This window comes from Providencia vermicola, assembly GCF_020381325.1.
Taxonomy (GTDB): Bacteria; Pseudomonadota; Gammaproteobacteria; order Enterobacterales; family Enterobacteriaceae; genus Providencia; species Providencia vermicola.
In genome coordinates this window covers 217,118-230,521 of the sequence record NZ_JAGSPI010000001.1, presented here as the reverse complement: position 1 = coordinate 230,521, position 13,404 = coordinate 217,118, and the positions used below count along the sequence as shown (strand labels likewise).

General features: G+C 40.0%; 12 protein-coding genes. 6 read left to right on the top strand and 6 right to left on the bottom strand.

Annotated elements, in window-relative coordinates; all coding sequences use genetic code 11:
• Nucleotides 1–17 precede the first annotated feature (17 nt).
• Nucleotides 18–620 carry a transcriptional regulator BetI gene (gene betI / locus KDJ85_RS01015; RefSeq protein WP_225818091.1) on the bottom strand — a complete coding sequence of 201 codons (603 nt, stop codon included), beginning with the start codon at nt 618–620 and terminating at the stop codon, nt 18–20.
• Between the two features lie 208 nt (nt 621–828).
• Between betI and KDJ85_RS01010 the strand changes: the two genes are divergently transcribed.
• On the top strand, nt 829–2,871 hold the full coding sequence (locus tag KDJ85_RS01010) for a choline transporter (protein ID WP_225818090.1): 2,043 nt from the start codon (nt 829–831) through the stop codon (nt 2,869–2,871).
• Between the two features lie 327 nt (nt 2,872–3,198).
• Here KDJ85_RS01010 and KDJ85_RS01005 read toward each other — a convergent pair whose 3' ends face one another.
• On the bottom strand, nt 3,199–4,332 hold the full coding sequence (locus tag KDJ85_RS01005; protein ID WP_225818088.1) for a frataxin family protein: 1,134 nt from the start codon (nt 4,330–4,332) through the stop codon (nt 3,199–3,201).
• A 682-nt stretch (nt 4,333–5,014) separates the two neighbouring features.
• Between KDJ85_RS01005 and KDJ85_RS01000 the strand changes: the two genes are divergently transcribed.
• Nucleotides 5,015–5,164 (top strand): hypothetical protein, encoded by a 150-nt coding sequence (locus KDJ85_RS01000; protein ID WP_225818086.1) that lies wholly within the window; start codon nt 5,015–5,017, stop codon nt 5,162–5,164.
• A gap of 20 nt (nt 5,165–5,184) precedes the next feature.
• On the opposite strand, the gene kdgR is transcribed toward KDJ85_RS01000, so the two are convergent.
• Entirely contained in the window at nt 5,185–5,964 is a 780-nt protein-coding gene (kdgR, locus tag KDJ85_RS00995; RefSeq protein WP_225818084.1) for a DNA-binding transcriptional regulator KdgR, read from the bottom strand.
• A 225-nt stretch (nt 5,965–6,189) separates the two neighbouring features.
• On the opposite strand from kdgR, the gene kdgK reads away from it, so the two are divergent.
• Entirely contained in the window at nt 6,190–7,134 is a 945-nt protein-coding gene (kdgK, locus tag KDJ85_RS00990) for a 2-dehydro-3-deoxygluconokinase (RefSeq protein ID WP_225818081.1), read from the top strand.
• Between the two features lie 12 nt (nt 7,135–7,146).
• Entirely contained in the window at nt 7,147–7,764 is a 618-nt protein-coding gene (locus KDJ85_RS00985) for a bifunctional 4-hydroxy-2-oxoglutarate aldolase/2-dehydro-3-deoxy-phosphogluconate aldolase (protein ID WP_225818079.1), read from the top strand.
• 135 nt (nt 7,765–7,899) lie between these two features.
• Here KDJ85_RS00985 and KDJ85_RS00980 read toward each other — a convergent pair whose 3' ends face one another.
• Together KDJ85_RS00980 and cbpA are read right to left on the bottom strand one after the other, a co-directional pair.
• On the bottom strand, nt 7,900–8,196 hold the full coding sequence (locus tag KDJ85_RS00980) for a chaperone modulator CbpM (RefSeq protein ID WP_225818077.1): 297 nt from the start codon (nt 8,194–8,196) through the stop codon (nt 7,900–7,902).
• Nucleotides 8,196–9,137 (bottom strand): curved DNA-binding protein, encoded by a 942-nt coding sequence (gene cbpA / locus KDJ85_RS00975; protein ID WP_225818348.1) that lies wholly within the window; start codon nt 9,135–9,137, stop codon nt 8,196–8,198. The genes KDJ85_RS00980 and cbpA overlap by 1 nt, the downstream gene beginning before the upstream one ends.
• Before the next feature lie 314 nt (nt 9,138–9,451).
• Between cbpA and KDJ85_RS00970 the strand changes: the two genes are divergently transcribed.
• Nucleotides 9,452–9,898, top strand: a complete 447-nt coding sequence (locus KDJ85_RS00970) for a GNAT family N-acetyltransferase (protein WP_225818075.1) — start codon at nt 9,452–9,454, stop codon at nt 9,896–9,898.
• Between the two features lie 360 nt (nt 9,899–10,258).
• On the opposite strand, the gene KDJ85_RS00965 is transcribed toward KDJ85_RS00970, so the two are convergent.
• Complete coding sequence (locus KDJ85_RS00965; RefSeq protein ID WP_225818073.1) at nt 10,259–10,972, bottom strand: RNA polymerase sigma factor FliA; 714 nt, start codon at nt 10,970–10,972, stop codon at nt 10,259–10,261.
• Nucleotides 10,973–11,930: 958 nt separating this feature from the next.
• On the opposite strand from KDJ85_RS00965, the gene KDJ85_RS00960 reads away from it, so the two are divergent.
• The gene (locus tag KDJ85_RS00960; protein WP_225818071.1) at nt 11,931–13,403 is read left to right on the top strand and encodes a tetratricopeptide repeat protein; all 1,473 of its coding nucleotides are present in this window, start codon (nt 11,931–11,933) and stop codon (nt 13,401–13,403) included.
• Nucleotide 13,404: the final 1 nt, after the last annotated feature.

Below are 13,404 nucleotides of genomic sequence, written 5' to 3'. Positions count from 1 at the left end.
TCTCCTGTAAAATTATTTTAGGTTTGAGATACCTGTGCCTCACTAAGTTTCATCTCGATGTACTCATTGGTAATTTTTAACGCATCCGAAACAGGGAAGGCTTCATTACTTAACGCACTACGCAACCACAACCCATCAATCAGCGCTGCAAGGCCTTTAGCCGCCATTCGTGCCTCGTTTTTTTCCAGTACGCGCCCAAACTCATAACTTAAATTTGAATATAAACGTCGGTCATTAACCTGCTGTAAACGATTTAAATTCGGCTGATGCATGCTACTTGCCCAAAATGCGAGCCACGTTTTCATTGCCGCTTCGCTCGTCTGCGTTGGGTCAAAGTTCCCCTCTACAATGGCTTGAATACGCAATTTAGCGTCTGCGCCTGTTAACATTCTCAAACGCATCGCAACAGCAAAACCTAATTGATATTGAATATGTCGCATAGTCGCTTCGAGTAGGCCGTTTTTATCACGAAAATAATGACTAATAATTCCTGTGGAAACACCCGCTTTACGTGCAATTAATACAAAGCTGGCCTCTTGCATTCCAACTTCATTAATTACCGCTAACGTCGCCTGAATTAACTGCTGTTTACGTATCGATTGAATTCCTATTTTCGGCATGAGCTCTTAACCTAAAAACACATTGTCTCCATTTATTAAACGTTTTTTTAATTGAATGTTCAATCAATATTAACTACCATTTGTCACAATTAATTCACAATTATATGGAGGAGAATAGGATAAAACAAGGTTAACTTGCTTAAATTTCAATAAATTAGCAAGAATGATAATTTTTCACCTGTTAAATAAATAAAATGTGGAACTGCCGATGACAACTCTTAATAGTTCGAAAAATCAGCAGAAAGACAAATTAAATTCTGTGGTTTTTTTCACTTCTGCGGGTCTAATACTCGCGTTTTCTTTTTTCACTATCTTGATGACCGAAACAGCAAATCAATGGATCGTCGCTACCCTTGGTTGGGTATCAAAAACCTTTGGCTGGTATTATCTGTTAGCTGCAACGTTATACATAGTGTTCGTGATTTTTGTCGCAACATCTCGTTTCGGAAATATCAAACTTGGGCCAGAACAATCCAAGCCCGAATTTAGCATGCTAAGTTGGTCAGCCATGTTATTTGCTGCGGGGATAGGGATTGACTTAATGTTTTTCTCCGTGGCAGAACCCGTCACACAATATATGCTACCGCCAACTGGCGAAGGCGAAACATTAGAAGCAGCTCGTCAGTCGATGGTGTGGACACTGTTCCACTATGGCCTAACGGGCTGGTCAATGTATGCATTAATGGGAATTGCATTAGGCTACTTTAGTTACCGCTATAATTTACCCCTAACGATCCGTTCCGCTCTTTATCCAATATTTGGTAAGCGTATTGATGGCCCAATCGGCCACACTGTCGATATCGCCGCCGTTTTGGGGACCATTTTCGGAATTGCCACCACTCTGGGGATCGGTGTCGTCCAGCTAAATTATGGCTTAAAAGTCCTATTTGATTTACCTCAAGGGTTAACCGTACAAAGTGGCTTAATTTTCCTTTCCGTTGTGATGGCTGTGATATCCGCCACATCAGGGGTCAATAAAGGCATACGGGTATTGTCCGAACTTAATGTCCTACTCGCTTTAGGGCTGATTTTATTTATTTTATTTGTTGGTGATACCGAATTCTTACTCAATGCACTCGTGTTAAATGTCGGAGACTACGTTAACCGCTTTATGGGGATGACACTCAATAGCTTCGCATTTGACCGCCCAACGGATTGGATGAATAGCTGGACCCTGTTTTTCTGGGCGTGGTGGGTAGCATGGTCTCCATTCGTCGGGTTATTCCTCGCGCGTATTTCACGGGGGCGAACAATCCGCCAGTTTGTGATTGGCACCTTAATTATTCCGTTTGTTTTCACTCTGTTATGGCTATCCATTTTTGGTAATAGTGCTTTGTATGAAATTATTCACGGAAATAGCGAACTCGCAAAAACGGTCTTGGAAGCCCCTGAAAAAGGGTTCTATTCCCTCCTTGAGCTGTATCCTGGATTTGGCCTAACCGCTTCACTTGCCACGATCACTGGGTTGCTTTTCTACGTCACCTCCGCCGATTCTGGCTCGCTGGTACTGGGGAATTTCACGTCAAAACTCAGTGATATCAATAATGATGCTCCTAATTGGTTACGTATTTTTTGGTCAGTGGCTATTGGCTTACTCACATTAGGTATGCTGATGACCGATGGTGTTGCTGCGTTACAAAACACCACTGTCATTATGGGGCTCCCCTTTAGCTTTGTGATTTTCTTTATTATGGCAGGCTTGTATAAATCATTAAAAGTGGAGGATTTTAGACGAGTCAGTTCCTTAAATACCAATGCGCCAGCGCCACTGTATGGCAATGGCACATTAAACTGGAAGCAGCGTTTAGGCCGTGTCATGAACTTCCCTGGAACCTCTTATACACAAAGAATGTTGGATTTAGTATGTATCCCTGCGATGCAAGACGTAGCGAAAGAGCTGACTTTAAGGGGAGCGAAGGTCGAGTTTAGCATTCTACCTCCCATTTCCGATGAACGGTTAGACCATCTAGAGCTCACTGTTGACTTAGGTGAAGAGCAAAGCTTTATTTACCAAGTATGGCCACAACGTTATTCCGTTCCCGGTTTTACCTATCGTGCCCGTTCAGGGAAATCCCATTATTTCCGTTTAGAAACCTTTTTATGGGAAGGTTCGCAAGGAAACGATTTAATGGATTACACCAAAGAGCAGGTTATTAGCGATATTCTTGATCAGTATGAAAAACATATGAATTTCATTCATTTGAGTCGCGAATCTCCCGGGGCAACTCTCACATTTCCTGAATCTGTATGACCAAACCTAATCCGTTTGTCTACAGGTTGGAAAGGTTTTGAAAAAAACTAACGAAAATCAATTTATTGATTTTGGCTGATAACACAAACTGGGCAAAACTACGTTTTTATCCACTTTGTCAACAACCTCAAGGGAGCTTATCGCTCCCTTCTTATTTTACAATCCGTCATTAAACCACTCATTATACAGGCCCACTTGTTATCATATTTTTTCATTTGTTGGTGGTCATTCATCCATAATGTTGAATTTGGGCTCCCAGTTCGAATAAGGTTTGACAACTTTGTTCTTCTAGCAAAAGCCAGTGACTAGATAGAATTCACGCTACCACTACTCCACTAACACAGATACGTTGATCGCTCCTTTATATTTCCCAGGTTTAATATTTCCATTTGCACAAAGGTTAAAAAAGAGTGATTTAGTGAAGTCTTTACCTGGTATCGTAGAAATAGATTGACTACCTAAATAAGGGATTGCATCTGACGAGTTCGCGTTGCACACACTATCACCTTGGCTTGTTGCAGACGTTGCAATATAGGGCAAGTCACCTGAATCGTCTTCTGAGCCCGTTAATACCATCCCTGTTGTGCTTCCTGCCACCATTGGGTTTAAAGGGCCTAATGTTAAGAACCCTTCTTTCCCTGCTTCATAGCAACTCACTTGCACAACGGCTTGTTCACTTGCAAGGTTTTTCGGCGTAGGGTAATTCTGACTTAACTGTGCTGGATATTGGATATTGGTTGGTGTAGAGGGGGTCAGATTACAACTTTTTAGTGCTGTAATAGTAACATTACTATTTTTATCGAAAAGTGCAGGCCTACCATCTTCATAAGAATATCCTCCCGTTGTCACCAGACCCACACTTTCATACCCTGGATGGATTTTATACACCCCAGCTTTGAGCCCACCACCAATTGCATATGCTGAATAACTCGTCACTGTAAAAGTGGTTGGATTTACATTTGAAGCGCCAGACCTATAAAAGAAATTGCTACTACCTGACTTTGGAGCTATTCCCCAAACTGTTTCAGCTTTACTAGCTTTATTTATAAAAATATATAACCCATTCAGGTTAACACTTTTCCCATTTAAAACGGTTGCTGAAACATTTTGCCTTATATCGCTATTATAACGTAGAAACGAGCCATTTAAAGCCCCGTTAATTGTTAACACAATTGAGCCACTATCAGGATTATTCGTATTAATAAATTCAATTCCTGCTGTTCCTATTTCAGGAAAATAACGTAACGGTTCAATTGTTGCCGATGTCCTTAAACTTATCTCGTAATGTACTGTATTACCCTCAAGAAGTGTTGTTGTATGTAAATATGCCGTTGAAGATGCAACAGGCGGCACAACCTCACCTAGGTAACCTTTCGCACCGATCGGTACCTTAAGTTCAATGGCGTAACTATGCAGAGTAATAGAAAATAAGGTTGCAATAAGTAGTATTCTTTTTGTCATATCGTCATTTCATCAAGTTAGGCATTCTATTATGATGCTATATTTTAATTAATTAACTCAATATAGGTGTAATTATAATATAAAGAAAGGTAACAGCTCCCTTAATTTGTTACTAACCACTAAATAGCAATCTGATAGCATGAACATGACCACCAGAATCTTTCTACGCCCCATCCACTTGACTTTCAAAACTATCACATTAATTAATAAGGGATTTTAAAAAAAGTCGGTTTTCTGACACTTTAAATACAAAAGCCAAGATAACCCATAATCCATAATTCCCGCCTCAATAGTTGGATTATACGCACACAATAAATTACATATATAAACAAATAGAAAAACCAATCATTTGCTATATCGAAATTCATCAGGATCCTGTAACTTATCCTATGTATTTGCCTTTCATTCAATTATAGCCGTCTAATCGCTCACTGAACTTAATAACAAAACGACCTATCGCCTATTTCAAATATTGGTGCGGAATACGCTATTTTTTAAGGGCTAATTTATTTTCTAAATCAATCACTTTTCTCACTAGATCAACCGTTGGGAATACCTTTTGCTGCTAAAGTGGATTACTACGCGCTAAGCATTAGCAGCCATCAATATCAAAAACCAATTAAAACTGTTCTATTCCAGTATTGACGACCAAGAACGGTATGATTAGATTCAAATTACATCAATGATTGGCTTGAACCTTGTTTCGATGTGGAGCTTAACACGTGACCGACCAGGTAATAAGCCATACCCTGAAGCCACAAGCTCTGGCAATCCAGAGCAGACTCAGGAGTTTGAATACACCGAGTTATTTACCCAAAAACTAAACGCGTAAATAACCCGATATCATCAATATCATGGATAATGGTGATATCCCATTTTTTCTGAAATACGGCGACCTGACGCTTTTAGCAATTGTACATAGTGGTCGAGTTGCTGCTCATCAAAACGGATGGTTGGGAACGAAATTGATAACCCTGCCACCACATGCCCTAAGCGGTCATACACAGGCACCGCAACACAACGCAAACCGAGTTCTTGCTCTTCTCTATCCTGCGCATAGTGGCATTCCCGCACTGCAGCTAATTCCACCAGCAAATTTTCGATGCTTAAAATGGTTGTATTCGTTTTTTGGGTAAACGTTTCATCTTTTAAAGCCAAACGGATGGCATCTTCATCTTGCCAAGCCAGTAAAATTTTACCAATTGCTGTGCAATACAGTGGGTTACGGCGTCCTACCCGCGAATACATGCGCAAGTTATAGCTGGAATCAATTTTATGAATGTAAATAATGGCATCTTCATCCAATGTCCCTAAATGCACGGCTTCATGGGTTATTTGCCCAATATGGCGCATTTCTTTGTCCGCGATTTCAATTAAGTCCACATATTCAAGGGACTTTGCGCCTAATTCAAAGAGCTTTAATGTCAGTGAGTACTTATCTGCCTCACCTTCTTGTTCCACGTAGCCCAATTGTTTCATGGTTTGCAAAAAACGAAAGGTGGTGGCCTTTGACATTAATAAACGCTGGGATAGCTCAGAAACACCAATCTCTTTTTGCTCCCCTAACGCACTGAGAATACTAAATACTTTCACCACCGCAGATACGGCATCAGTCTGAGTCGTCTTATCCATGTTATTTTCTTCATCCTATTAGATTGGCCGCGATAATATCATAAAGCCAATTAAAACTACGCGATACGCCATAGCATAATTGTCGAACCTTATAAAAACAAGAACGTCGATTCATTATTTTTAAAACAGCGTTTCATTTTTATTGAGTTTCTGTACCAAATGCGTTTTAATAGCCTCATCAGGTCAGTAATCGATAACACAGTCGTAATCGCGCAGGTGATAAAAATGAGTACACATCCGCAAGTTGCCGTCATTGGCGAGTGCATGGTTGAATTACAAAAGTCGGGGGAGCTGTATAAACAAACCTTCGGTGGGGACACGCTAAACACTGCGCTGTATTTGTCTCGCTTAACTCAAAAACAGGGTGTGACAACACGCTATATCACTGGTTTAGGAAAAGACCCATTCAGCCAACAAATGCTGGATAGTTGGCAGCAGGAAGGTATTAATACTGAAGCAGTCTCAATTTCACAAAAGCATTTACCAGGGATGTACCTAATTGAGACCTCCGCTGATGGCGAACGCCGTTTCTTTTATTGGCGCGATAACGCAGCAGCCAAATTTTGGTTGGATGAAAACAGCAAAGCACACACACAGCAACTTCTTAATTCACAACAATTTATTTATTTAAGTGGCATCAGCTTAGCGATTTTACCTGACGCAGCTCGCCAACTTTTAATGGAAATACTGCAACAAGCTAAACAGCACGGTGCGAAAATTGTGTTTGATAATAACTATCGCCCTGCACTTTGGCCATCAAAAGAAGCCGCACAACAGGCTTACCAACAAATATTAAAATTAACTGATATCGCGTTTCTGACCTTTGATGACGAGCAACTTCTGTATGGGGATTGCCACGAAATCGAAGCCATTTCGCGAACGCAACTGTATGGCGTAAATGAGATTGTGATCAAACGTGGTGCAGAGGCCTGCTACGTGGTCATCGATAATGAGCGCTATGAAGTGCCAGCAAATAAAGTCAGTCACGTCATTGATACCACCGCCGCAGGGGATTCGTTCAGTGCAGGCTATCTTGCCTGCCGCATTTTGGGCGGCACACCCTGCGACGCAGCAAAAACTGGCCACTTACTGGCGGGAACTGTTATCCAACACCGGGGAGCAATTATTCCTGCCGAGGCCATGCCAACCACCGATTTAGGAAAATGTTAAGGGGCTTTAGCCATGAATCAACTGATTGAAAGAATTAAAAAACTGAACGTTGTTCCCGTGATCACCATTAATCATGCAGAACATGGCGCACCACTTGCTAAAGCCTTGGTAGAAAACGGCCTGCCATGTGCGGAAGTGACTTTTCGTACCCCTGCCGCCGTGCAAGCCATTAAAAATATGCGTGCCGCCTACCCTGAATTGCTGATTGCTGCGGGCACCGTGTTAACCACTGAACAAGTTGATCAAGCTATTGATGCAGGTGTGGACTTTATTGTTAGCCCAGGTTTTAACCCCAAAATTGTCGCTTATTGCCAACAAAAGAAAGTGATTATTATTCCTGGGGTGAATAGCCCAAGCCTCGTCGAACAGGCCCTTGAGTTTAACCTGACCACCTTAAAATTCTTCCCTGCGGAAGCCTCTGGCGGTGTTGCTATGCTAAAAGCCCTGAGCGCTGTTTACCCAGTGAAATTTATGCCAACTGGCGGTATCGGCGTGAAAAATATTAAGGAATACAACGCATTACCATCGGTGTTAGTCTGCGGTGGCTCGTGGATGGTGCCAAATGACTTAATTGACAAAGAAGACTGGCAAGCGCTTGGTCAATTAATTGCCCAAGCAGCAGCTATTTAATTAACATAAAAAAAATCTCGTTGTCGTTATTATGCCCTTATCTCCATGATAAGGGCTTTTTTATGAGAAATTAGCCTGCATTTTTTGCCCAATACACACTAATCCTAACAACTGTAACTTGATTAATTATTGGTATTATTCATCAATAAAACGTTTGAGCTGTAACCGTAGCATCTCATTTTCACGCCGCAATCTGTTATTTTGATCCATCAAGCTCATGGCCATTGCAATCCCTGGCCAATCAATCTCTAGCTCATGGTAAAGACGCACCGCCCTTCTCACAATAACCACGGCTTGGTCATCAAATAACCATTCATGCGTTGTTTCAATCGGTTGGATTATCCCCAGCCCGACAATTTCCTGTAATTCATCTTCGGCGATACCTGTATGAATACAGAAATCAATAACGGTGAGTGTTGTTAACTGTTCCATTATTTTCCTCCCCAATTCTTACGCGGGTCAAAGCTCTGTTGTGCCTCCGCCAACTTCTGCCACAGTGCATTGGATTGTGCATCACTGCTCTCTGGCATCACCACTTTTATAATCACGTATAAATCACCGGCATGCCCCTTGTGCGCCAATCCTTTTCCTTTAATCCGTAATTTTTGACCCACTTGGCTGTTTGCAGGAACCGTAATAACAATAGGGTCTTTGAGCGTCGGAATGGTGATTTTGGTGCCTAGCGCTGCTTCCCATGGTGCTAAGGGCGCCACAATTTCCAAATCATGCCCTTTAATATCAAATAATGGATGTGGAGCAATGCGGATAGTGATCCATAAATCCCCGTTTTCACCGCCATTCTCCCCTGCGGTACCTTGCCCTTTTAAGCGGATGCGTTGCCCATCGATAACCCCCTCGGGGATTGTTACATTTAATGTTTTGGGGATTTCATTGTCGATAAAACCGTAGGCATTATAAACTGGTAAATTGTAGCTTATGGTGCGTTTGTGTGATTCTTGACTCTCTTCGAGGAAAATAGCTAATTCAACTTCGAGGTCTTGGCCGCGGTGACTGCGAGGCTGCCTTGTGCTACCACTGCGTGCACGTTGAGAAAACATCGATGAGAAAATATCATCGAAATTCCCTGAATCAAAACCTTGCTGGGAGTATGAATGACTTTGCTGGCCTTGAGCCCCTTGGTTAAAATAAGGGTCGTTTCGGTGTTCCCACATCTCATCGTATTCTGTACGCTTTTCTTTATCACTCAGTACTGCCCACGCTTCGGCGATTTCTTTAAAACGCGCTTCCGCATCAGGTTCTTTGCTAACATCAGGGTGATATTTGCGCGCTAAGCGGCGATATGCGGTTTTAATAGTCTTCAAATCATCGGTGCGATTTACACCCATGATGCTGTAATAATCCTTTAGTTCCATAGTCATATCTCGTTCATTTATTTGTTGAATAGAATTCTTATGGTGCTTTACCTTGCCGCGTGTATTTTGAAAATATAATGGCAGCATTGAATTTAACTTAAGATATTTAAGCAATAATTGGAATAGACGAATGCGGCTAAAAATTAAATATATTAATTAATCAGCCCATTCAATAGATAACGATATTGTCGATTTCACGCAAACCACCATTCCATAAACACAGAAATTATTGATAAATCTCCCCTAAAAACAGGAAACTTTCACCATTTCAGGCTAAACCTATAAAAGAGCTATTTGATTGCAAGGGAAACCCTATGGATGCTATTGCCAGCCGTCTGAACTATAAAGTGAATTTCGCCATATCGATTGAGGATTTTATTCGGTTAATTCTTCAATCGCCGTTTAAAGAAACGGTTTCAACCGATAACCTAACTCAATTAGATGCAATGCTGAATAACGCGGATTTATTGATTAGTGCATGGGATGACGAGCAAGTGGTGGGATTTGTCCGCGCGGTCACGGATTTTAGTTCTTGCTGTTATATTTGTGAGCTTGCCATTGATGCACATTATCAAAAACACGGCATCGACCGTCAATTAATGCGCATTGCCGCCGAAGAGCTTCCCCCCGACTGCCAAATTTTGTTTTTCTCCACCGACAGCAATCTCACCGAATATCTGAAATTGGGCTTCACCCAATCACCAAGAGCTTGGCACACCACCGCAGAGACCTATTTAGCCAAATCCGCCGATAGGGATTGATATTGAGGAAGCAATGGGAAAAGAAATTTTAAAGAAAATTTACCAACAGGGTCTTTAAGGTACTCACATAACAAATTCAAGAAAATAGCTTTTAACTCAACAACGATGCCCTAACCTAATCATACACAACAAATTCAAAAAAATTCTTTAACTCCGCAGCGATGCTCCAAAGAATAATTTCAAGAAACACTCTTTTAACTTAGTAGCGATGCTCTAAATAATTCGTGCTACAGCTAGGCGGCGAGTGAGTTTAGCCCTAGGAGCATACATAAGTATGTGACTAGGGTGAACTCATGAAGCCAACAACGCTGTGGTGCGAAGTATGACGAGCATCTTGTTTGAAGCGAAGTATGACGAGCATCATTTAAGACGACCACGCAAGCGCTTAATAGCCTGACTATGCAACTGACTCACCCTCGACTCCCCCACCTCCAGCACCGCACCAATCTCCTTCAGGTTCAGCTCCTCTTGGTAGTACAGCGTCAGCACCATTTTCTCGCGTTCTGGCAACTGGTCTATCGCCGCCATCACTTGCGCCTTTAAGCTCGACTCCATCAGCAAGCTTAGCGGGTTACCGCCGTCGCTCTCATCCATTTGCGGTTCACAGCTTTCCCCGTGAACTTCATGCCACTCATCGTAGGAAAATAGCTGGCTGTTGTTGGTATCCAGCAGTGCTTGGCGATACTCTGCAAGGTCAATATCCAGCGCTTTGGCGATTTCTGGCTCCGTCGCGCTGCGCCCCAGTGATTGTTCTAGCACGCCAATGGCCTTGGTCATTTCCCTTGCTTGGCGACGCACGCTGCGCGGCACCCAGTCACGGCTGCGCAGTTCATCAAGCATTGAGCCACGAATACGCTGCACCGCATAGGTGGCGAACGATGCCCCTTGGGTGACATCGAAACGTTCCAATGCATGCAATAAACCAATGCCCCCCGCTTGAATTAGGTCGTCGATATCAACACTGGCGGGTAGTCTAACTTGCAGTTTCAGGGCTTCATGGCGTATTAGAGGGTAATAACGCTCCCATAGGCTATTTTTATTAATCACACCTTCGGCAGTATACAAATCACTCACAACCTGAATCACCCTTCAAGCTTTATAAAAGGTACCCATTATCTGTGTTGGTTTTGATTTCAATCCGTAGAGTAAGGCACTAAATGTGGCTTTATTTCCCTTATCCTAAATAGGCCAAATTTGAATGATTACAAGGTTAATGGTTGTTTTAACACAACTTTCAGGAGATTTGATGGGCAATACAAGTGGGAGGGGTTGTTTTGTTAAAAGGTAGCTTTTTCATTAAATTTCAGGTTTGAACTTTCGACTTTTCCATTGAATTGTAGGCTGAGTTAGCCCCCTTAACACAAATGAAGCTATTAGTAAGCAACAAGCTAACTTAGCCTTAAGCATGTTGACCTATGTAAATATAACTCTGAATATGAATGCCGATAAAAAAAATCAAACTAATAGATCATATATAAAGAATATAATTATTGAAAATTTGATACCAATTATATATCAAACTTATTATATTTTTTGTTTTAAATTAAAGGTTAAGTTAAAATATTAAATTAAGATATTAAACTAAGACATTAAATTAAAAAACGATAGTTTAGTTAATTAATCAATCAAGATTAATTAACTGATATAAAAAACATTAAAATAAATAATAGTTGAAACTTGACTTTATTTCTAATCCACCAACCCATTTCTAGTTATTTATTTTACCATACACTACCATTCAAGATTAATACTTTACCATAAACATATTATTGTAGTAATTTCACGCCAATAAACCAAATCATTTTACATTTGACGAAATCACTTAACAATTGTAGTTTTAGATTTACTGATGCAACGATGCAACGATGCTTTAGTTTAATCACAAATTAGTTTTTTTATTAAAGGGGTTTACTATGAAAATGATCAAGCATAAACCAAACACTAAACGTATAGACTTTTCTGTCATGTACAACGCTAAGTAATTTGATAAAAAGGAGGCTATCGCCTCCTTTTCATTGGAGGACTATATCATATGGATTACTTCAAACTAGCTGCCAGCATTCCTTTGGAATATCTTATCATTCGTAATATATTACTTAGATATATTTCACAAGAACAACTTACTATCCATGATAAGAAATTTCTTTATCCTTTGGAAAATTTTGATAAGAGTAAACTGTCCTTAACGGATAGAATTAAACCTGATGACCAAATTAGATATTATCTAAGTGACAGAGTATTTAGGAAAATTGCAGAATTAGCTAAAAAAATAGCAATAGCAGAAATTAAAACAGTCAATATTACAGCAAAATTCACATCACATCCATTAATCAATTGTTTTGTCCAGGCATTATATCGCATGAATGTTTCTGTAAACTTACTTGTAGATTGCACTAAAAATGAAGAAACACATTTAACTGAAAATGAAACTAATTTAGTTAATGAATTAATCAAAGAAAAACTTGGCGATATTAATATTATTCAACTCTATATCCAGATGATTATAAATTCTGGTGATATATACAGTGCCGACCACCTAATCGAACACTGCCTAGAGTACCTTGGTGATTACGAAAAATCACAAGCACTTATGATTGGTACAATTAAAAACTGTATCAATAAACCTATTGAGGCTGAGTATTATTACTTAAAAAGTAAAGAATCAAAAGAGCCTTTAAGCATTGTTAAAGCGAATTATACATTGTCAATGCTATATCTTCGACATCATAAATCTAATAAACGCAATATTGAAAAAGGACGCCAATTTTTACAGGAAGCTTATAACATTATTCAATCAGGTCAATTAGATTATTTAGAACAAGATAAAAAGAATTTTTTCACTGTATTTAACAGAAATGGATATGGCCTTATTCTTTTTAGGGAAGGAGACTCAGATGAAGCTATAAAACTTCTTAATTGGGGACTTCAACAGTTATCAGACAAGCATAGCATGCACTATATGCATCGCTCTGTAATTATTTATAATATATGTCTCTGCTATAAACAATTAGGTAAACATGATGATGCAATAATATATTTCAATCAACTACTTGAAATTGATTATGCTTTTCCTGAATATCATCTTGAGCTGGCAATGTGTTTTTATGATAAAGGAGATATGGCAGGCTATATAGACAACATCCAAAGAGCCTTATCTGTTAGTCCAATGCATAGCGATAGCCACTATCATATGAGCATAGCGTTTTTATCATCTGAGGATTATATTTCAGCAGAAAAACATGCTCGCCTTGCTTGGGAAATTTCAGGCGATAACCTTACAGCCTATAATTATGCTTATATTCTTTCATTAAATAACAATTATAAAATTATGGATCAGCTTATGCAAAGAACTGGCATTTTCATGACTCCTGAATGGTTAATTTTACAAGCTGAAAAAATCGCCCAAGATTCGAAGGCGGCTGCCTACAATTACCTCTTAGAATGCCAGAAAATTTTTCCAAACAATCTTTTAGTAAAAGAAAACATTAAAATCCTGAGTATGTAAA